Genomic DNA, 21,254 nt, shown 5'->3' with positions numbered 1-21,254 from the left:
CAGCCATCGGGGCCGCTTAAGCCCAGAGGCTTTCGGGACAGCTTCAGCGTGAGGCTTCGAAGTGTCCAGAAAGCTCGGGCATTCCAGATGATCGTCCATGTCAGAGAATTATTTCGAGCGGCCTTGCAACTCCTGCTGATGCTCCAGCATTTGCTCCATCATCAACTGCATCTGATCCATGCGTTTTTCCATAAATTGGAAGCGATCCTCCGGTTTAATTGCAGGTTGACCCTGGCTGGAATTCCCCTGCATACCTTGATCATTCATCATTCCCTCGCCTTTCATCATTCCTTGGCCATTCATCATGCCTCGGTTGCCCATCATACCGTCCCGCATCATGCGCATCTGCTCTTGCATGCGATCCATATGCTCCTGCATGAGCTCTTGATGGTCTTGTCCGGAATTTTGCCGCATCTGGCCGGTCATATCCTGCATGCGGGACATATTCTGCTGCATTTCCTGTGTTTGTTCTAAGGACATCATCATGCCACCGGACCTCTGCTGGTTATCTGAACCCTGCGCCCAGACAACCGGTGTGGCCATAATCAACGAGATTGCGATTACTTTGGTGAAACTCTTCATAGCGAAGCTCCTTAACGAGGTCGATTTGCGACATATCCAGTTAACTGCACCCACCTGAATCGGACCTGAATTTATCCTCAAATCAACCTCTGGATTGCTGTACATCAATTTTTTTGGCTGGTCGATTCAGCCGTCAGATTGCGTTGATAACTTCAGACAGCGTATCTCTCACCTCACCCGCAACCTGCTTGAGCTGCTCATTGTCGATTGCGCTCATGGATGAAACGGGATCAACCGCACTGACTTCAACACCCTCGGCTGTCTCGCGAAGAATAACGTTGCATGGCAACATTGCTCCTACCCGAGGTTCTACGCCGATCGCTTCCCAAGCCATGTTTGGATTACATGCACCGAGAATTGTATAAGACATACACATCTCCTTTTCCGAGGGAGGTTCCATCAGCCTAGTCGTCTGATAGTTTCACTACCCTCAATCGTAGGGCGTTCGTGATGACGCTTACCGAAGACAGCGACATAGCCGCAGCGGCAATAATAGGCGACAGCAGGATGCCGGCAACTGGATACAAGACCCCCGCCGCAATCGGCACGCCGACGGCGTTGTAAACGAACGCGAAAAACAGATTCTGCCGAATATTGCGCATGGTTGCCCGCGACAACTTCCGCGCTTCTACAATGCCCATCAAATCACCGCGCAACAGCGTAATACCCGCGCTTTCGATGGCCACGTCAGTCCCTGTACCCATGGCGATGCCAACGTCTGCGGTGGCCAGGGCTGGCGCATCGTTCACACCGTCACCTGCCATCACAACAATGCGACCTTCGTCCTTCAGGCGCTGAATGATCTTGCCCTTGTCTTCCGGCAGTACTTCCGCTTCCACTTCATCAATATGGAGCTTGCGAGCCACGGCTTCGGCGGAAGTCCGGTTGTCCCCGGTCAGCATCACCACCCGGATACCCTCTTTCTGCAGAGCGGCTATTGCCGCTTCCGTGGTCTCTTTGACCGGGTCCGCAATCGCCAGCAACCCACAAACACTGCCATCCACTGCGGCAAAAATAACGGTGGCACCATCCTTTCGAAGCTGGTCCGCCTCTTCCTCAAAGGCGGAGGTATCGACGCTTTCTGATTCCATCAGCAATCGATTGCCAAGCAGAACCTTTTTTCCGTCGATCTTGCCGGTCACACCTTTACCGTTCGGAGAGTCGAAATCCTCGGCGTCCGGCAGTTTCAACTCCATGGTTGTGGCTTTATCGAGAATGGCGTGTGCTAAAGGATGCTCGCTGCCCTTCTCCAGGCCACCGGCGTATCGCATCAGATCCTCATCGCTGAAACCGTTTGCCGGCACCAGCTTCGTCACCTGGGGTTTGCCCTCGGTCAGGGTTCCCGTTTTATCCACCACTACGGTGTCTACTTTCTCCATGCGCTCCAACGCTTCCGCATCCCGGATCAGGACGCCGCTCTGGGCGCCTCGCCCGACACCGACCATGATGGACATGGGAGTTGCCAGACCCAAAGCGCAGGGACAGGCAATAATCAGCACGCTCACCGCCGCGATAAGACCAAAGGCCATGGGCGGCGTCGGCCCGAAGACCGACCAGACGATAAATGCAATGACCGCAATGAGAATAACCACCGGCACAAACCAGCCAGCCACTTTGTCTGCCAGGCCCTGAATCGGCGCACGACTGCGCTGCGCGCTGGCTACCATCTGCACAATCTGGGACAGCATGGTGTCGCGTCCCACTTTGTCGGCGCGCATAATGAAGCTGCCCTGTTGATTGATGCTGCCGCCAACCACTTGGTCGCCCGTCTTTTTACTGACCGCCAAAGGCTCCCCGGTCACCATGGATTCATCCACATTCGAGCTGCCTTCAAGGACTTCGCCATCCAGTGGCACCTTGTCGCCGGGGCGAACCCGTAAACGATCACCCACCTTTATCTGATCGAGCGAAACGTCGGACTCGCTATTGTCATCCTCAAGTTTTCTTGCGGTGGCGGGCGCAAGATCCAACAACGCTTTGATGGCGCCCGATGTTTTTTCCCGAGCCCGTAGCTCAAGCACCTGCCCCAACAAAACCAGCACCACAATAACGGCGGCTGCTTCGAAATAGACGGCGACCGAACCATCTGCCTGCTGGAACGCGGCAGGAAATAGCTGCGGCGCCAGGGTCGCTACCAGGCTGTAGATCAGAGAAACGCCCGTGCCAATGGCAATAAGCGTGAACATATTCAGATTGCGGCTGAGGATCGATTTCCAGCCGCGGACAAAGAAGGGCGCGCCGCACCAAACGACCACTGGCGTGGCTAGAACTAACTGAATCCAGTTGGATATTTGCGGCGACACAATTTGGTCAATCTTGAAAAAGTGGCCACCCATTTCAAGCAAAAATACAGGAAGCGCCAGGGCCAGACCGATCCAGAACCGACGAGTCATGTCCGTGAGTTCTTCGGAGGGCCCGTCGTTAAGGCTCACTTCTTCCGGCTCAAGCGCCATTCCACAGATCGGACAGTCGCCCGGGCCTTGCTGGCGGATCTCCGGATGCATCGGACAGGTGAACATGGTGCCAGGAGCTACCGGCTCTTCTTGTTCACTCTTGTCACCGAGGTACTTTTCCGGAGCGTCATTAAACTTTGACTTGCAGCCGGACGAACAGAAATACCAGGTCTTGCCCGCATGCTCGCTGCGATGCTCTGCGGTATGGGGGTCGACCGACATCCCGCACACAGGGTCTTTTGATGAATGCTCACTCATTCTGAGCTCCTGTTTTTATCCGCAGGCCAGCCGGCAAAAGCGATGAAATACAACAGCGCCAGGTTGACCATCGGAATGAGTATCAGAATTCCCAGCCAGCCTGGATATCCCGCACGCTGGCATATTCGCCAGACCGGTATGACGACTACAATCGCAATCACCAGCATCCAAAGCCAGTGCCCGGCCCACATGGTGTTTCCAAACATGTTCTCGTCCATCATGGTATTTCCTCCCTTTCAAATTGTAGACGTTAATGGCGGGAACTGGTTGTGCTATTTTTTGAGGACATAATTCGACTATCCTTTTTTGGTTATCATCTTCAATCCAGAAGACCCGATTTTAAATCTTGTATCTAGATCAAGTAGGGACTCATACAGTCTTCTCATCATTGCCGGCTCGCGAAGCAGCCGCGAGTTGGCGCCAGCTGCCCCAACGAGGGATAAACATCGGTACTTGCCGCCTATAGTTGCGATAAGCGTCTCCGAACTGTTTCAGTACTTGCTGCTCCTCACGTCGAGCCAGCCAGGTGTAAACGAGCACGATCACCGGAAAAAGGCCTACCGAAAATAGCGTTGGCCAATGCACCACGCCTTCTCCAAACAGAGCAATGAACAGCCCTGTGTACTGGGGATGCCGCACATACGCATACAACCCGTCTGTTACCAGGCGATTTTCTCCTCGCGCCTTGTGAACCTGGCGCCACCCCTGAATAAAGAATCCTATTCCGGTAAATGCGATTCCGTAGCCAAGCAACATTGAGACAAGCATGCCGGTTTCGCCAAGCCCAACCAGGGTCGACCATAGACTGGCGCTAACATACTCGCTGTCCAGACCGAAAAAGCGCACCAGCAGATAAATAGTAAGCGGAAAACCGTACATTTCAGCATAAAGCGCTATGATAAAAGCCTGCACCACACCGGCACCGGCCCACTCTCGCCAGTTCTTTGGCGCAAAATATCGATAAAAAAACCAAGACACCAAAACGATAACGATCAGTGCAATGCCCCAGGCCCCAGCGTGGTTGAAGGACTCGTTCATAGATCGTCCATCCGGCCAACCTGACTAGCCAGGCGCTTCGACTCGTTTATTTCCATCGTCAATAGTGACTCCATTAGCTCTTTGACCTCCGGAATCTCTGCTTTCCCGACCAGTGTTTGGTAGAGATCGATTATTTGATCGTGAAAATCGAACACCTCACGGCGGATACCATCGAAATCAAGCGTTGAATAGGGCTCGTCACAGGTTCGGTGAGTTTTAATAGGGTTATGGTAAAGGTAGTCATAAACCCTTGTTTCCAATGCATTGTTGTCTGCCTGGCGTTCAAACTCGTTCACAATACGTTCAATTTCGGACTCATGAGCGGCCAGGTAGTCCAGAAGCGCCCTCGCCCGTTCTTCCTCATGCCGTGTCGCACAGTGTGAAAGGCAGCGCGCCAGGTGTGCATGCAGATCACTTGTCCAGCCGATCAGCTCCCTAAACGTTTTAATGTCCATTCGGATTTACCTTTGATGTGTGTTGCGTTCCCGCTTTGAATGACCGGCATCCATAGCCAATGTCCAGCCCACATGGGGTTTCCAAACATATCGCGGTCCATCATGGGATTACCCTCCGATTTACACTGTGAATATCAGTGATGGTGTGCATTAGACTCATCACTGTTCATCGCCTTACGTCTGGCGGAAGACTTCAGGAATATCTGCTCGGCAACCGCAATAACAATCATCGTGACCACAGCCACACCGATCACAAAAGGGTCAGAGTTCAATTTAACCCAAACAAAACCGCCCAGAACCACCAGATCCAGAACGATCGCCACGGCGGGCACCCACCTCTTGGCCTTCACATCCTGATACAGGTAGCGCAGCACACCCCAGTGAATCGAGATGTCCATAATCAGATAAAAGATAATACCGAGGGCCGCAATCCTTGATAGATCAAAAAAGGCGGTCAGAACCAGGCCCAGCACCACGGTATAAACAAGCGTGTGTTTCTGGATGCTACCCGGCATACCAAAGTGGCTGTGGGGTACCAGTTTCATCTCAGTCAACATGGCCAGCATGCGGGAAACCGCAAAGATACTGGCCAGAATGCCCCCAGCGGTCGCCATCATGGCAATCGCCACGGTGAACCACAGACCATAATCACCCAGTGCCGGACGTGCTGCGGCAGCCAGGGAGTAATCCCGGGTCTCGATGATTTCGGCGAGGGACAGATTGCTTGCAACGGCAAAGCCCACCAGGGTGTAAATAACCACGCAGGCGGCAATGGAGATCACAATGGCGCGACCAACGTTACGTTTCGGGTCTTTCACCTCGGCGCCGCTGTTGGTGATGGTGGTAAAACCTTTGAAGGCCAGAATACCGAGGGCTGTCGCACCCAGAAAATTGCCTACAACACCAGTTTCGCCACTGCTGGAAAAGTCGACCGCAAGGCTGTCGGCCAACCATACACCCACCAGCCCGAAGGCAAGAATGCCCCCAATTTTGAGAATACCAATGAACGAAGCGACGCCCTGAATCCAGCGATTGCCCAGCAGGTTGATCATGAATGCCGCCAAAATAAGCGACACGCCCAGTATCGGCACCATGCGACCGCCTTCATCACCCCCGAACAGTTGCATGGTGTAAGACCCAAACGTCCGGGCCAGAAAACTCTGGGCAATCACCATTGAGAAATACATCAGTAAGGCATTAAACCCCGTCGATAAGCGATCGCCGTAGGCCTTGTGCAGATACATGCCAATGCCACCCGCTGACGGGTAGGCATTGGAGATTTTGATATAGGAATAAGAACTGAAGGAAATAACAATGGCGGCCGCCAGAAAAGCCAACGGAAAGAGCGCACCTGCCATTTGCGCCATTTGTCCGGTAAGCGCGAATATGCCGGCGCCAATCATGACACCGGTGCCTAGCATGACCGTTCCTGGCAGCGTCAGGCTGCCTTCCTGATAGCGCGAGGTTCTATCCTGGTCCTTGCTCATGCAACTTCCTTTTATTTTTTCATCGGTGGGATTTTTGAACAGCAAAAGGGATCAAGGTTGGCGTTGGCTCGGAGGTTTTCATCGCCGAATCGGTACCCTGCTAGTTTTCTGCGCTCCCACCAACCGCCCGTCAGATGGCCGCCGTGCGATCCAACCAGTTCAATCAGAGCATCGGTCGACCAATGGGTGGCATCAAAAGTGACAATCAACTGATTTTCCGATTTTCGCTCGGCAAAATCGACGCACGGATGATGATTCAGCTCGTCAATGAAGTCCTCCCACTGAGGTTCAGTAAGGCCCTGAACTGTGAGTTTGCGTCGAAGCAGAAATTGAGCCTGGTTTGTTGCTTTATGAGCTTTCGTCATGAATTTCCCCTGTCAGCCGGTGTTCTCAGCCTCTATCACAACACGCCAGGCTGAACTCCAACTGAAAAAGGCAGGGATAAACGGTCTGTTAGACCAAAGCTTGAGTTACATCAAATTGTGCAGAAAAAAAGGCCGAGGACGGATGTCCAGGGCCTTTCCTGAGTATCAGAAGGTAAGCCGTGCTCCAATCACCGCAAACCAGTCTTCTGTGCCGCCGCCATCGGCTCTGGCGAAGTCAGCTGTGTCGCCGTACTTGCGTTCGTGAACAACACCCACGTAGGGCGAGAAAGCCCGGTCGATAAGGTCATAGCTCAGCCGCAACCCGGTTTCTGTCGATACCAGGCCCGTTCCAACCCCAATTTCTCTGTCTTCACTGAACGCCACAGTCGCATCCAGAGTGGCCGTGAGTATCCAGTAGTTGGTGAAGAGCAGTTCATATTCTGCATCCAGAGCGGCGGACGTGTCGCCATCTTTGCTTACGTAAAAGTTCGCATCGATTCCGAACCACTGTGGCGCAAGGCCCGCGACACCCAGAACGGCGTATGTGCGATCAGGGCCTTCGGGCGTGTCAAACCTTATCCCCGCTTTGGCATCGAAGAAGTCAGAGATGGGCACTTGACCCACCAGCTGGTTTTCCAGCTTTCCGTAGGATTGTTCTTCGATGACGTACTCGCCTTTTGTTATCCAGCGAAATTTCAGCTCGTCCGTGCCATAGAAAAAATCGCCGCCCCATACCCCAAGTTCTTCGTCGTCATCACTGTAGCGGTACTCTAACTCCTCAAATTGAACGCCCCACACTTTTAACGGCGCCTTCCGTTCAGTGGTGTCACGCATCCGCTCTTGAGCAAAGGCCAGAGTTGGCAGAACACTCAGACCTAAAACTGTACCTACTATTAAAGGTGTCCATAGTTTCATGCGTCACCTCCAACATCGCCTGGCTGGCCATCGGACGCCGCTTGCGTGGACTCCGGCCCGCCCTCAACAATGATCTTGCGGAACATTCCAGCCGCTGCGTGGTAGGACAGATGACAATGAAAGGCCCACTGTCCCGGCGCATCCACCTCGGTTTCCATATAGACCGTGGTACCCGGCTGAACGCTGACCGTATGCTTAATGGGGTTCAACTGGCCAGCGCCGACATCCAGAATGGACCACATGCCGTGCAGATGCATGGGATGGGTCATCATGGTTGTATTAACAAACTTGAACCGCACCCGCTCGCCATACTGAAGGCGGATCGGATCCGCGTCCTCATATTTGACGCCGTTAATACTCCAGGTGTAACGCTCCATGTTGCCCGTCAGTTTCAGTTCGATTTCCCGGGTTGGTTCGCGTTCGTCATAGAGCGGTTTTTGCGCTCTCAGGTCGGAATAAGACAGAAACTTGCCACCATTGGCCGCCGTTGGAATCAGGCCGCTGCCCGCCGCATAAAAGGGATCGCTTGCGCCACCCGCGGATGCCATTGAACCCTGGCCCATCGCAGAATGATCCATACCCTCCATGCCTTCCATGCCGGAATGGTCCATACCGGCCATTTTGGAATGATCCATCCCTTCCATCCCCTTCATGTCAGACTGATCCATACCAGCCATTTTGGAGTGATCCATGCCCTCCATTCCCTTCATGTCAGACTGATTCATACCGGCCATTTTGGAGTGATCCATCCCTTCCATTCCCTTCATGCCGGAGTGGTCCATGCCGGACATGCCTTCCATACCGCTCATGTCGGCCATGGTCAATCGGGCCGCTTCGCGCAGTTCTGGCACAGCCGCGACCATTCCCGCCTCAGGGGCCAGCGTTCCCCTCGCATACCCCGAACGCCCCATGGATTCGGCAAAAATCGTATAAGCCTGTTCCTCTTTGGGCCGCACAATCACGTCGTAAGTTTCCGCCACACCAATGCGGAACTCATCCACAGTCACCGGCTGAACATTGTTGCCATCCGCTTGAACAACGGTCATTTCAAGGCCTGGAATGCGGATATCAAAATAGGTCATGGCAGACGAGTTAATAAAACGCAGCCGAATCCGCTCGCCGGGCTCGAAAATGCCGGTCCAGTTCTGGTCAGGGCCTTTTCCATTCATCAAGCCGGTGAATCCTTGCAAGTCTTCAACATCGGCTTTCATCATGCGCATGTCGCCCCAGGCCATCCGATCCTTGATGGTGGCCATCAGACCGTTGTCAGAAGCTTCCGAAAAGAAATCTCCGACGGTTTGTTGCTCGCGGTTGTAATAATCCGCCATTATTTTGAGGTTACGCATGATGCGATCGCCGGAATGGGGATGCTTGTCGGTCAGCTGAACCACGTAATCGCGATCGTAACGAAACGGTTCGCGGCCTTCGGGTTCAATCACAATGGCACCGTAGGCGCCATCGGGCTCCTGAAAACCAGCGTGACTGTGATACCAGAAGGTGCCCGACTGAGTGATGGGAAACTTATAGGTGAAGGTCTCCCCGGGCTTGATACCCGGAAAGCTGATGCCGGGCACGCCGTCCTGAGTAAAAGGCAGGATCATGCCATGCCAGTGAATGGACGTCATTTCATTCAGGTTGTTGGTCACGTTAATCGAGACCTCTTCGCCTTCCTTAAAACGTAGAACCGGCCCGGGGGACGCGCCATTGTAGCCGATACCCTCTTTGACAAAGTCGCCGGTGTCGATCTGAACCCGGTCGACCGTCAGGTTGTATTCACCCGCTAGGCCAATAACCGGTAGAAGCAAGCTTAAAGCGCCTGCGAGAAGGGTTGTCTTCATGGTCAACTACTCCAAAACTATTTTGCAGTATTCAAAGGTTTTGATGCGTCGGCGAGTGAGCGAACGCGAGAGTCGCCGGAGTTAAAATTCACTTCGCCATACATGCCAGCCTGATAGTGCCCCGGAACGTTGCAGGCAAATTCAATGCTGCTCTTTTCCGAGAATTTCCAAACAACCTCTTTGCTCTCGCCCGGCTCTAACAGCACGCTGTTGGGGTCGTCATGTTTCATGGACATGCCATTTCCCATGTCCATTTCCATCATGTCGCGATTCAGCTTGCCACCCTGAATAACCCCGTGCTCGACCATCATCGTCATTTCCTTCTGATGGGATTCATGCATGGCAGGCGTGCCAATATTGAATTCGTGCACCAGGCTGCCTTTGTTTTCAACCACAAAGCGCACCGTCTCCCCTGGTTTGACATCAAAAGACTCAGGCTCGTAGTAGTTGTCGTACATCTGCACAGTAATGCTGCGCCCGGCTTCCGAGGCTTTACCCGGTTCACCGCTCTTTGCACCTTGACCGTGCCCGTGCCCGTCTCCGTGAGCACCCGCCCCAAGAGCTACTGCTGAAACTGACATGGCTAATGCTGCGACTACGAACTTTGATACGCTCATCAAACTTTCTCCTGTGATATGTCATGGCGTGCGTTCAAAACCCACTGGGTTTATCCGGCAACGTGAGCATTTGGCTAAAACGCTTGCTACCATCGCTCATCAACCTGAATTCTTTCTGAAAATGCTGAAATATTTTTAGTTCAGGCTGAATTCAGGTTAATAGCGGACACTGCATCAGCCGGTTTAGCCTGAGGAAAGGAACGAAAGATGAGATTACTGCTTGTAGAGGATGACCGTTTGTTGGCCGAAGGGCTCGCCAGCCAACTTGAGAAGGCCGGCTTCAGTGTCGATGTCACCGGCACGGCCAAAGAAGCGATGCTTTTGGGCGTGCAGGAAGACTACCGGGCAGCTGTGTTGGATCTCGGACTGCCCGACGGAAATGGTTTAGACGTGTTACGGAAATGGCGGCAGGACAACGCAAACTTTGCGGTATTGATTCTAACGGCGCGAGGCGACTGGCAAGACAAAGTCAGCGGCCTGAAAGCCGGCGCAGACGATTATCTCGCCAAACCCTTTCAGGCTGAGGAACTGATTGCGAGGCTGAGCGCCATCGTGCGCCGCAGCGAGGGTCGGGTTCTCTCCTCAGTAAAAGTGGGACATTTTGAGCTTGACGAAAACCGGCAGTGCCTGAAAATCGACGACGATACCGAACACAGCTTAACCGGCACCGAATTCCGACTGCTAAGGTGTTTGATGAGCCGCCCCGGGCATATTTTTTCCAAAGAACAACTCATGGAGCAGCTCTACAATCTTAATGAAAGTCCCAATGAAAACGTCATCGAAGCCTATATCCGGCGCCTGAGAAAGCTGGTCGGAGCGGAGACCATTGAAACGCGGCGCGGTCAGGGGTATTTGTTTAATGACGCTTTTTAGAAAACGGGTATCCATAAAAGGCACCCTTCTTACCCTGCTTTTGCCGGCCGGCATTGGTTTGATGGCCATCGCATGGCTAATACACGGTTTACTCCTGGAAAGGATGTCGCGAGAGTTTCTTGAAAGCCGACTGAAAGGCGAAGTGGCCTTTCTTGAACTCCACATTCGTCAAGCCGACGGGCAAATCGACAGGCTTCAGACCGGTGATTATTTTGAGGAGGTATTTCATCATGCCTTTGCCATCCAATCCCCAGATCAAACGGTCATATCTCCGCTATCCTGGAAACCGCTATTAATGCCATTGCTGCAATCTGATGCCAACGAAAGTATCAGAGTACAGGATGCGACGATCGCCAACGCCCCCTCCGACATTCTGGCCTATCGGAAATCATTTGTTGTAAACGGCGTTCCTATAAAGGTTATCGTTTCGGAAGACATGGGAGCGCTGAAAAAAAGCCAGGCAGAACTGCATGCGTGGACGGCGATCGTGTCGATCTTGCTGATCATTTTGCTTGCGGGAATTATCTGGTTTGGTATTAACCTGTCAATGCGCCCCGTTGTCTCGCTTCAGGCCGCTCTCAAACGACTACAGAGTGGCGAAATATCGCGGATCGACGCAGAGGCTCCAGAAGAGTTTCAACCACTGGTGCAACAGCTCAATCAACTGCTTGATTCCCTGGATCAAAGGCTTGAGCGCTCCCGGGAAGCGCTGGCGAACCTGTCTCACAGCGTTAAAACGCCCATTGCGGCCGTCAGACAGGTTCTCGAAGATACCAGTCGGCCGTTGGATAACAGCCTGAGACATGAGATGGGATTACGCCTGAGCGATATTGACAGGCAATTAGAGGCGGAGATGCGGCGCAGTCGGTTTGCCGGGCCCCAGGTTGGTAAGAGTGCTTACCCTGTTAAGCAAGCCCGGGATCTTTTGTGGATGCTGGGCCGGCTTTATCCCGAAAAGTCATTCGAACTGTCCACTTCACTCACCGAGGAATTTCGCTGGCCGATTGAGGAGCATGATCTAAACGAAATATTGGGAAATTTACTCGATAATGCCGGAAAATGGTCTAAAGAATGCGTTGAACTTTCTTTAGAACAGCGCAATGGCTTAGCGCAGATTGTCGTAACAGATGATGGGTCTGGGGTGTCAGAAGGTGATCAGGTGCACCTGGGTCAGAGAGGGCGACGGCTGGATGAACAAACCCCGGGGCACGGGCTGGGTCTTGCTATTGTCTGCGATATTGTTGACAGGTATAGCGGGCACGCCTCCTTTTCATCCGGGTCGAAAGGAGGCTTGAGGGTGCTCGTAGAAATATCGATCTAGGTCAGGCAGCTTGTTGCTAGGTAAAGCGCCCTAGTCGTCAAAAACATACGCATTGCGGCCAGCTTTCAGACCTGCCAGCACTGCACCTATGCCGATTGCAATGAGAAATCCGCCGGCGGCCTGCCAGCCGCCGAACAGATCGCGCAGCACGCCAACCAACAGTGGCCCAAAGGCCGCCATGATATACCCAAGACTTTGAGCCATGCCGGAAAGGCGCCCAGCACCTTCTGCGTCCCGCGCTCGCACCGCCAGTAAAGTCAGCGCCAGGCTAAAACTGCCGCCCTGACCAAGACCCAACAACACAACCCACAACCACATCTGATCCATTGGCCCGTAAATACAGCCGGCGAGGCCCGCGATAACCAGCAACATCACCAGAAAAATCATCGCCCGATAATCGCGCATTTGGCTGGCAATTAAAGGCGCGGCGATGGCGCTAACCACTTGCACTAAAATAGACACCGACAGCGCCAGCCCTGCTTCAACGGCGCTGATGCCGCGATCTTGCAAAATGGTGGGCAGCCAGCCGAATACGGTATACGCCAATGACGACTGCAAACCCATGTACAGAGCTATCTGCCACGCCAGTCGGTCACGGTAAATGGATTTTCCACGGGTTTCCCCCAGTTCGACGCCCAGCTTTTTATCACTTAACTGAACCCACCAGGCCACAAACGCCAGAACAGCTGGCACCAGCCAGAAAGCCAGTGCCGGACGCCATTGCTGATCAAACAGCTCCCGCAGGGGTTCGGTTGTGCCCGCTGCAATGGCTGCACCTGTGCAAAGCATTGCGGTATAAATGCCTGTCATCAAACTGGCGTGGTTGGGGAAATCCCGTTTTACAATACCCGGCAGCAACACACCGATAATACCGATGCAGCCCCCGGCTATAGCAGTACCGGTAAACAGCCCGGTTAAGCCGGAATAAGGCCGCACGAGCAGCGCCAGCGCTAACACCACCAGAACAACTAGAATCGTTCTTTCAATACCCAAACGGCTTGCCAGCTTAGGCGCCAGCGGTGCCGCCAGTCCTAAAAACAGTACCGGAAGAGTCGTCAAGATGCCCAGTGCTGTAGCCGACAAGGTAAAACTGCCACCGATTGTGCTCAATACAGGGCCGATACTGCTAAGGGCTGGGCGCAGGTTAAGGGCGACCAGCATCAGACCGATAAACGAGAGTACCGCTTGTCGGGTTTCGAGTCTGCTCATTGCGGTGGGAATCCAATTCTAGTAGTTGAAGCTACATTAGGTTTGCTTGGCAAAGCTCTGTAGTTCCGGGAAAAAGTTCAGAAAATGTTGTTCCAACTGAACGTCGTGATCGCGAATTTCATCAATAATACTGGCGAACTGATTGGGGAAACGGATACGCTCGGCTACCCTGTCCAAGGCGTCGCCAATATTGCTCAGATTCTGGTAAGCACCAAACCAGTCATGGCGAACCATGTGGCGCATCACTCTCACCATGGGTGCTGGCATCAGGTGTTCGTTATGCTGAAGCTCTTGGTACACGCGATGCACAAACGCATCCCGTGGCGCCGGGCTGAAACTCTGCCAGTGACGCAACAGGTAGTGATCGTAAAGTACGTCCAGGGCTACCCCGGCAAAGCGCCTGCGTTGGGGCGAAAACAAGCGTTTGCTGGCAAGCACCTCGGCATGGCTGTCCGTGAACACGTCAACGGCTATATGGTGGCGAACCCCTTCCTGCACCTTGCCCGGTAACGCCAACAGGTCAACGCCGCGGCTGAAGTCACCCAGAATGCTACCAACACGACATTCAGCAGAATCCGGGGCCAGAAAAACGTGGGCAAGATGGTTCAAGGAATGAGTCCTGTCAGGTTTCTTATCAGTGTATGCCTCTAAGACTGCAACCAGTCACTAAAGGGCGTATTTGCGGATGAACTTGCCGATTTCTTTAATTTCCTCAAGGCACACGCTGTGTTCCATAGGGAAGGTCATATAGGCCGGCTGATAGCCCATTTCCTTGAGTGCTTTCAAACTGCGAAGGCCCAGCGCTTCCTGAACCATCGGATCAGCGGTTCCATGATAAATATTGATTGGAATACCGGCATTGGCCTGTGAGGGCTTGACCGACTTTGCGGTGGCAAAATAGGTTGAAAGCGCAAGAATACCGGCGAGGCGCTTCGGATACGTCAGGCCTAACTCATAGGCAACCGCGCCACCCTGGGAGAAACCGGCAATTACGATATGTTCGGAGGCGATGCCGCGTTCGATCTCCCGGTCCACCAGCTTGCCAACGGCGCGGGCTGACGCCATCAGTTGTTCGGTATCAATAATACGATCAAGATCCATGGCTTTGATGTCATACCAGGCCGGCATAGACATGCCGCCGTTAATGGTGACCGGCAGATTGGGCGCGTTTGGGAATATAAAGCGCACGGCGGCGCCTTCCGGTAAACCGAGTTCGGGTACTACGGGTTCAAAATCGTGTCCATTGGCGCCCAGTCCGTGCAGCCAGATAACGGCGGCCGTGGGGTTAGCTTGGGTTTCAACCTCAATAGTCTGTAGATCCTGCACCTTATACCTCGTTTATTTGGAACCTGTAATTGCAACCAGGGGCAAAGCCCGCGTAGTAATATGTTCCTGCATGATCGCACACTCATGATCAGCCATGAAGGCCATAATACTGCGCTGCTGGTCGGTGCGGGCCGCGGCCTGCGCCATGTTAAGTGCTGCGTGTTGTTGGCGATAGGTGCCGCGTTGACTCAGGCCGCCTGCCGCGCTGCAATCCAGCCCCGGCCAGTCTTGCGGTACCAGGATATTCCCCTTGCCCCAATTCAGTGCCATCGCCATGCCCGCCGGGTCAAAATCGTAATATAAAGCCAGTCTATCGGACGGCTGTGCCTGCGCCAGCTGGTTAACATCACGGGCGTTTTCGCCGTGGCCGCGATACAGCAATACGGCGTGCTGCCACGCCGGTGGCAGAACAATGCGGTGCCAGTCTGGCATCAACGAGCCGTTTTCAATCACGATCAGGTTTTGTTGGGTCAGCGCCTCGCGGTTAACAACACTTGGCTTCACGGCGAGTACGGAGCCTGGTTGTGTGGCGCTTGGTTGGCCGTTAATGAACACACTGGCGTTACCGGCGGTTGCCAGCAGTAGCAGGCTGCCGAATACCGACTGGCTGGTGAATTTTTCATTGCTGTGAAGCTCCGCCATGTCCATACGCGGGCCAGCAGGCTGGTAAAACAGAGGGTCCAGCTCACCGCCGGTCAGGGCGCGGCCAAACTGACGCAACTTGTCCAGTTCGTCCTCCGAGAACAGGAATTTATTGCCACGAACGGCGCCTAATCCGGTTTCCTCGTGAATTCTTTTCCAGACGCTACTGCTGCGGGCGACTTCTCGCTTCCCGGCCTGCAGCAGCTTGGTAATGGCCTTAAATTCGGCTTTCATTGCTTCTTCGCAAAGTCATGCCGGTTATGTAGAGGTTGTCTTTATAAAGCGGATCCAGCTGGCTTTTATATTCCACCGTTATCTGGCTCTGGTCGTTAGGCGCCAGCGAGTCGATCTGTGCTTCCAGCGTGGACAGCCAGGTGGCTGCATCCAATGCCAGACCGCTGGCGCTGAGGGCCTCTAGGGCATCAATTTCGCCATCGCCAATATCACCATCCACCACGAACTGCACCAGCTGTTCAATCAGCTCATCCACCGGATCTTCTTCTTCGAGATCAGAAGCTCCGTCAACGTCAAACTCGACGGGTTGCAGAGCAGCTGCAGGTTCAGTGCCTTGCTGGTCGGCGCCCAAGGTGCGGGCGGTTTGCGCCAGAGTAATCAGGTCTTCGTCGTCTGCCGGGTCATAAATATCACCACGAGCGACGATCGCGAAGGACACGACATTGTTCAGCGGCGCCGGGCAGTGGCTTAGGTCCAGATCATCAATCGATGGGATGTAACCGCGATTGTTAGCAAAATAGCTTTCAAAGCCACCGACCAATTTACTCAGGCGCTGATCTTCGCGCAGGCGCACCAGCGTCAGGCGCAGCTGGTTGAGGGCATAACTGAGGTTTTTCTGGCCTTGTTCCAGCGCAGCCGGCAGATATTTCAGCAGCAACCGTTTCAGGAACGGATCGTTGCCGGCCTGATCGGCTAGGTCCTGGGTGTTAAAGCTTTCAAACAGGCTGTTTAGTTGCCCTGCTCGCTCAATCACTTCGTGGTTCTTGCGAATTCGTAGATCCATATCGGTGATGTAGCTGAAACCGCTGCTGATGTAAGACGAGAAGGTATCGGTGGCGTTGCGGATGTCTTCAATGATTTCTGAAAGGCATTCTTTGATTTCACTCTCAATTCGCGATTTGTCCGTAAACGCTGCGCGTTTTTTGGCTTCGCGATAATCCACAAACAGTCGATTCAGGTCGCTCCAAAGGCGGTCAACCTGGGCGCTGGCAAAACGCCGGCGTTCCGATTCGGTGATGTGGTCTAGCAATCGCACCAGAACATTTTTCAGCTGCAGGTCTTCGGTGTCCCCCAGGCGCCACACCAGGCGGTGGTGTTCCAGGGTTTCCAGTACGCCAACGTTGTCGTCGTTCAGGGCAATCCGGTTGCCACGGTTTAGATGGGCTTCCAGAATCACGTCACCGTAGGTGGCCAGCGCCCGCAGGGTGGATTGCGCATCGTGGGTTCTGGCCATCAGACAATCCTCAGCTGCGGGTCGTCTTCGGCGCTGTCTTCGCGGATGCCTTCGTGGGTTTGAATGAAGGTCATCACGTCGTACAACCAACTCCACTTTGCCGTCGCCAGAAACACGCTGCCGCTGGTGCCGATGGGTTTCAGGTAGCCGGCTTTGGTAAGGTTCTCCAGTACCACTCGCAATTGGCCCGCGCTGTCGCTGCGCTTGGTGCGGAACAGGTCTTTTTCACACAGCGAACGCAGTTTGGCTTCCAGCGACGGCGCGGTGGAAATGCGTTCCAGCAATTTGCCTTCACGCAGGTGTTCGCCGGCGGAAATGGGGCGTTGTGCGGCTTCCACCATCATCACCAGCCGTAGAAACTGCACCAGGGCTTCCAGGTGGTTGGCTACCTCTCGAAATTGCTGGCGCACGGCGTCTTTGGCGTCGGGGCGTGACAGATCCTGGTAAGAACATAGCCAGGCATCGTGGCTGCTGGTTTGGCGCAGGGTTCGATTCATCTGTTGTAGGAAATCCGAAACTTTTTGCTGCACCGGTTGCGTCAGTAAATAGTTATACAATTCATCGTGACTGTATTCGCAGATAATTTCACCGGCCAGTAAGGCGCTTACCGTGCGTTCGAACAGTGGGTTAGTTTGCATGGTTGCCTCCTTCGGTGGCGCTGGTAAACAGATCGTCTGGTAAATCGGCCTCTGGGCGTGGGCGGGTCACACTCGCTAGCAAATCTCTTTTTGGCGCACCCGGTGTGGCGCTTTCAAAGTTGTGTACGCGGCCGTGCTGAAGGCTGATTTTGTTTTCGAAGAACTTGCGCAGCGGCCGGTCCAGTTTAGGACACGCCGAAATCATGGTCAGGTTGTTGTGTTCCAGCATTTCCGCCATGCGTGCAATGTTGTTGGGGCTGAGGGTGCCCAACTCATCGATGGGCCAGGTAATGCGTGTGTTTTTGTCCGGGCACAGGTAGCGGGTCAGACCCATGAACACCGCCATAATGGCCAGATACGTCAGGCCTTGAGAACTGGCGGTCAGGAAGTCGTTGTCGTTACGGATTACCGCTTCACGGCCGTTTTCTTTCATGGTCAGGTGCATATCCACCATGGATTCCACGCTTTCGCCCAGACTGGCCGATTTCAAAGTGTCGCTGACCAGCTGGAACGCCATGGTGATGCTGTCATCAGGCATTTCGCGGCGGTGCACTGCGTGCCAGTCGCGCCACTGCACCACAAAACTCTTCAGGGGCTGCCAGCTTTCATCGTCTTCAATTCGCGGCCTTAGCACCACTTGAATATCGCTTAGGGATTCAATGCGCTGATCGGTGTTGATTTTCTGGCGCAGAGTGCGGGACACGGCTTTCACTTCCCGGGCCATGGTTTCCAGGCTGTCGAAGTAACGGCACAAGGTGTTAGCTTCAGAGGTAAACTGATCCACCAAGGTAGAGCGCAGCTGCGGAATGTCGGTGTCCAGCAGTGAGCGCAAGTCTTGCACTTGCATGAGCTGGAAAGCTTCATCGTATTCCTGGGCCGGGTCTGTCAGCCGCTGCCTGCGGAATTCACTCAGCTTTTGCCACGCGCTCTGGATTTGGGTGCCGTTGTACTGGTTCAGTACTGTGAGCGCGCGTTTGAAGGTAGCCATCACCTCGCGGCGCAGTTTGTCCAGACGCTCGTAGGCATCCTGCAGTTCGCCGGTCAGATTAACCATGTTGCCCGGCATCGCCATGTCATCGGGGGCGACGTCGAACTTCTTCAGGATGCCTTCGGCTTCCTCGATCTGTTTGCCCAGCACGCCGATTTTCTGCTGATGCTGAGTGATGTTTACATTCACCTGTTTAACACTTTCCTGGTGCTTGCGCTGACGTTCGCCGCGCCGGGTTTTTATGTCTGCGACCTGTTTTTCCAGCAGATTGCAGTCCCCGGTCAGGCCGTCTTTACGTGACCAGTCCTTGTCGATCCAGTTTTTGTATTCGCGCACCAAAGGCTCTGCTTGCTCAATTTCCTGCACCCGGTTTTTCAGGCTTTCAGCCTTGGCACGTGTCTGCTGCACCACTTTCGGATCTATGCCTTCATCTTCTAATTTCTGGTTAAACGCCGTTTGTTTCAGTTCCAGGCGTTGTACGTGTTCGCTTCGGGCTTGCTGAACCAGCTGTTGGGCGTGGTCGATGTTTAGCTGCAGCTGGGATTCGCGCTCGGCCCACTGGCCGCGCAAATCCATTAAGCGTTTGGCAAACTGGCTGATGGTGGCGGTTTCGCCCATTTCACTGTCTTTGTTGAACTGCTCCAGGAGGCTCTGCAGTTCGGTCACTTTCGCGCCTTGGGCTCGCTTACGTTCATTCAGCGCCTGGCGAATTTGTTCCCGCATGGCCTTCAGGTACTCACGCTGCCGAGTGAGCGAGTCATCGGTAAGCTTTTTCTCGGTGTTCATGTGTTCTACAGCGGAACATCGGGACTGGTAGGCCTCGTTGCGATTACGCGCGGCTTTTTCTGTGTCATCACGGGTTTTTCGGGCCGCTTGGCGTTTTTGATCAATGTCGCGCAGGCGCGCTTGCAGCTCTTCTTCCGAGGCCGCAAATTCCGGGGCGGATATCGCATCGGTGTTCAGCACCCAACCCATGACTTGTCGGCGGTTAGCCGCCGCGGTGCTGTGCATTAACGGGTTGAGGTCGGTTCGCATCAGCAGGTCGGGATGAATGACTTTTGCCAGGCCTTGGGCCCATTCCGGATCTTGTTTGCGCAAAGCCCAGAGCCAGGTGTCGCTGTCTGGCGAAATCTGCTGCTGTAAATCTTCAAACGCCGCCGTTAACGTATCGATCTGCTCTTGAGCGTGGAGAAGGTGTTTCTGGCCGGTATCGCGGTCTTCGCGGGCCTGGTCTTTTTTACGGTTGGCGTCGATCAGCTCGCCAGAAACATGCTGCGCCTGTTCTTCGGCATTTTGCACGGCCGCTTCGGCAGCGGCTATCTGGCCGGTTTCGTCATCGTTATAGCTTTGGTTATCGCGCAGGGTTTCGGCGCGGGCCAACTGGCTTTGAATGGCGGAACGTTCCTGACTGCGTTCTTCGCGCTGCTGGCCTATTTCACGGGTTTTTTCGTGATCCAGAGCGCCGATGGCTTTGTCATGTTGGTAAGCCGCGTCTTTGCGGGCGGTCTCCGCGTCGCTGACCTTCCGTTCGCGATCGCCCTGCTCGCGGGAAAATGCACTTTTCAGTTCGCTGATCTCGTGCCTGAACTCGCTTTCTACCTGAGTCACTTTGCTGGTCAGGCCAGTCAGATCCGAATCAGCATCGGCTTTTTGTCGGCGGTATTCGCCAATATTCTGCAGATCCTGGCTCAGCTCAGGCGCTCTTTCGGTATCGTAGTACTCACGCTTTTTATAGATGCCGTCAAGGTCACCTTCTTTCACTTTCAATTCGTAGGTTTTATCCGCCAGAACCCCCGCAATCTCGTCGTCGGCCTGGCGCTGCTGTTCGCTTTCCTCGTTAATACGTTCTTTCAGTTTGGCAATGTCGCGGGCAATGTCGGCTTTACTGTCATTAGCCTCGTCGACTGTCGCCGTCAGGCTGGCGACAGTGCGCCGGCTGGCAGCCAGAATCGCCTGGCGCTCATTTTCTTGCTGTAGGCACTCGCGAATTTTAGCTTCTTCTTTTTCAAAGGCCTTGATGCTGCGAATGTCACTCACCAGGCCGCTTTCATCGATGGTTTTGGGCCGACTATGGATGTGAATATTCTCGAACTGGGTTTCGCAAATCATCGCCTTAAAGCTGGACATCAAGCGGTTCTTATTCAGCACCACATGGGTCAGGCGTTCAATATGGCTCATGTGCGTGTCGGCGCTGCCCAGGCCGAAGTCCGCTGCAAGGCCGCGAAGTTTGCGGGCATCGGCGGCGGAACGTTTCAATAGGCGGGGGTTGCGCTGGATAATGGCGCGGTAGTTGGTGATGGTGTCGATTATTCGAGACACATTGCACTTTAAATCGCGAAGCTTTTCAAAAACGGCGTCGGCAGTGGCGCCAGCTTTTAACAGTTCAATGACTTCTGGCGCAAAGAAAGTGTCAGCAGCGGAGCCTTCCACGAAGCGGTAGCACAGTTTGCCTGAGTGGTGCCGAAACATGACGGAGCAACAGGTACCGCGGTGGCGGCTGTACTCGAAAATCACCAGGCTTTGCAGGCTCGGCAAGTAATAGTCCAGAAACGACAGGCGACCGGAACCCTTGCTGACAATGCGTTCGGGTTCTTCGCCGTAAAACGCCGGAATCAGTGACAGAATCGAAGTTTTTCCGGCGCCGTTAACGCCGCCGACATGGGTGCGCTCGCGGCAGTCGATGCGAATGGTCCGGCCCTTCACCTGGGTAAATGAGTGGTGCAGAATAATGCTTTCCAGCCCATAATTTTGCTCTGTCGCAGCCACCGTCTTTCTCCTCGC

Annotated in this window: 20 protein-coding genes; 2 read left to right on the top strand and 18 right to left on the bottom strand. The window is 54.1% G+C overall.

What is annotated here, in order from left to right; genetic code table 11:
* Positions 1-108 precede the first annotated feature (108 nt).
* The 11 genes from MIH18_RS01285 to MIH18_RS01235 all read right to left on the bottom strand — a co-directional run bounded on the left by MIH18_RS01285 (position 109) and on the right by MIH18_RS01235 (position 10,008).
* Entirely contained in the window at positions 109-582 is a 474-nt protein-coding gene (locus tag MIH18_RS01285; protein ID WP_249008847.1) for a DUF4175 domain-containing protein, read from the bottom strand.
* Positions 583-715: 133 nt separating this feature from the next.
* Positions 716-952, bottom strand: a complete 237-nt coding sequence (locus tag MIH18_RS01280) for a DUF302 domain-containing protein (RefSeq protein WP_249008848.1) — start codon at positions 950-952, stop codon at positions 716-718.
* Positions 953-986: 34 nt separating this feature from the next.
* Positions 987-3,293, bottom strand: coding sequence for a heavy metal translocating P-type ATPase (locus MIH18_RS01275; protein ID WP_249008849.1), 2,307 nt, complete (start codon positions 3,291-3,293; stop codon positions 987-989).
* On the bottom strand, positions 3,290-3,514 hold the full coding sequence (locus MIH18_RS01270; protein WP_249008850.1) for a hypothetical protein: 225 nt from the start codon (positions 3,512-3,514) through the stop codon (positions 3,290-3,292). The genes MIH18_RS01275 and MIH18_RS01270 overlap by 4 nt, the downstream gene beginning before the upstream one ends.
* Before the next feature lie 148 nt (positions 3,515-3,662).
* A complete protein-coding gene (locus tag MIH18_RS01265; RefSeq protein WP_249013672.1) occupies positions 3,663-4,331 on the bottom strand; it encodes an isoprenylcysteine carboxylmethyltransferase family protein in 669 nt (222 codons plus the stop codon).
* Entirely contained in the window at positions 4,328-4,786 is a 459-nt protein-coding gene (locus MIH18_RS01260) for an ATPase (protein ID WP_249008852.1), read from the bottom strand. Before MIH18_RS01260 ends, MIH18_RS01265 begins: the two co-directional genes overlap by 4 nt.
* A 134-nt stretch (positions 4,787-4,920) precedes the next feature.
* On the bottom strand, positions 4,921-6,273 hold the full coding sequence (locus MIH18_RS01255) for an APC family permease (RefSeq protein WP_249008853.1): 1,353 nt from the start codon (positions 6,271-6,273) through the stop codon (positions 4,921-4,923).
* Between the two features lie 11 nt (positions 6,274-6,284).
* Positions 6,285-6,638 (bottom strand): hypothetical protein, encoded by a 354-nt coding sequence (locus MIH18_RS01250; protein WP_249008854.1) that lies wholly within the window; start codon positions 6,636-6,638, stop codon positions 6,285-6,287.
* 165 nt (positions 6,639-6,803) lie between these two features.
* On the bottom strand, positions 6,804-7,553 hold the full coding sequence (locus tag MIH18_RS01245; RefSeq protein ID WP_249008855.1) for a copper resistance protein B: 750 nt from the start codon (positions 7,551-7,553) through the stop codon (positions 6,804-6,806).
* Complete coding sequence (locus tag MIH18_RS01240) at positions 7,550-9,391, bottom strand: copper resistance system multicopper oxidase (protein ID WP_249008856.1); 1,842 nt, start codon at positions 9,389-9,391, stop codon at positions 7,550-7,552. The genes MIH18_RS01245 and MIH18_RS01240 overlap by 4 nt, the downstream gene beginning before the upstream one ends.
* Positions 9,392-9,408: 17 nt before the next feature.
* Positions 9,409-10,008 (bottom strand): plastocyanin/azurin family copper-binding protein, encoded by a 600-nt coding sequence (locus MIH18_RS01235; RefSeq protein ID WP_249008857.1) that lies wholly within the window; start codon positions 10,006-10,008, stop codon positions 9,409-9,411.
* A 207-nt stretch (positions 10,009-10,215) separates the two neighbouring features.
* Between MIH18_RS01235 and MIH18_RS01230 the strand changes: the two genes are divergently transcribed.
* Together MIH18_RS01230 and MIH18_RS01225 are read left to right on the top strand one after the other, a co-directional pair.
* Positions 10,216-10,881, top strand: a complete 666-nt coding sequence (locus tag MIH18_RS01230) for a response regulator transcription factor (protein WP_249008858.1) — start codon at positions 10,216-10,218, stop codon at positions 10,879-10,881.
* On the top strand, positions 10,868-12,202 hold the full coding sequence (locus MIH18_RS01225; RefSeq protein ID WP_249008859.1) for a sensor histidine kinase: 1,335 nt from the start codon (positions 10,868-10,870) through the stop codon (positions 12,200-12,202). The genes MIH18_RS01230 and MIH18_RS01225 overlap by 14 nt, the downstream gene beginning before the upstream one ends.
* A gap of 30 nt (positions 12,203-12,232) precedes the next feature.
* Here the strand turns inward: MIH18_RS01225 and MIH18_RS01220 are convergent, their stop codons facing one another.
* From MIH18_RS01220 to MIH18_RS01190, 7 genes are read right to left on the bottom strand one after another with little or no spacing between them, the layout of a single operon-like run.
* Entirely contained in the window at positions 12,233-13,411 is a 1,179-nt protein-coding gene (locus tag MIH18_RS01220; RefSeq protein ID WP_249008860.1) for an MFS transporter, read from the bottom strand.
* Between the two features lie 36 nt (positions 13,412-13,447).
* Positions 13,448-14,020 (bottom strand): acyl carrier protein phosphodiesterase, encoded by a 573-nt coding sequence (locus tag MIH18_RS01215; RefSeq protein ID WP_249008861.1) that lies wholly within the window; start codon positions 14,018-14,020, stop codon positions 13,448-13,450.
* A gap of 57 nt (positions 14,021-14,077) precedes the next feature.
* Entirely contained in the window at positions 14,078-14,737 is a 660-nt protein-coding gene (locus MIH18_RS01210; RefSeq protein WP_249008862.1) for an alpha/beta hydrolase, read from the bottom strand.
* Between the two features lie 12 nt (positions 14,738-14,749).
* Positions 14,750-15,613: a hypothetical protein gene (locus tag MIH18_RS01205; protein ID WP_249013671.1), complete on the bottom strand. Its 864-nt coding sequence runs from the start codon at positions 15,611-15,613 to the stop codon at positions 14,750-14,752.
* A complete protein-coding gene (locus MIH18_RS01200; protein ID WP_249013670.1) occupies positions 15,597-16,847 on the bottom strand; it encodes a hypothetical protein in 1,251 nt (416 codons plus the stop codon). Before MIH18_RS01200 ends, MIH18_RS01205 begins: the two co-directional genes overlap by 17 nt.
* Complete coding sequence (locus tag MIH18_RS01195) at positions 16,847-17,485, bottom strand: hypothetical protein (protein ID WP_098418495.1); 639 nt, start codon at positions 17,483-17,485, stop codon at positions 16,847-16,849. Before MIH18_RS01195 ends, MIH18_RS01200 begins: the two co-directional genes overlap by 1 nt.
* Positions 17,475-21,239: an ATP-binding protein gene (locus tag MIH18_RS01190; protein WP_249013669.1), complete on the bottom strand. Its 3,765-nt coding sequence runs from the start codon at positions 21,237-21,239 to the stop codon at positions 17,475-17,477. Before MIH18_RS01190 ends, MIH18_RS01195 begins: the two co-directional genes overlap by 11 nt.
* Positions 21,240-21,254 lie beyond the last annotated feature (15 nt).

The sequence above is a fragment of the Marinobacter sp. M3C genome (assembly GCF_023311895.1).
GTDB lineage: Bacteria > Pseudomonadota > Gammaproteobacteria > Pseudomonadales > Oleiphilaceae > Marinobacter.
Note: the sequence above shows the minus strand (reverse complement) of the source record. Positions and strands in the feature narration are given on the sequence as shown.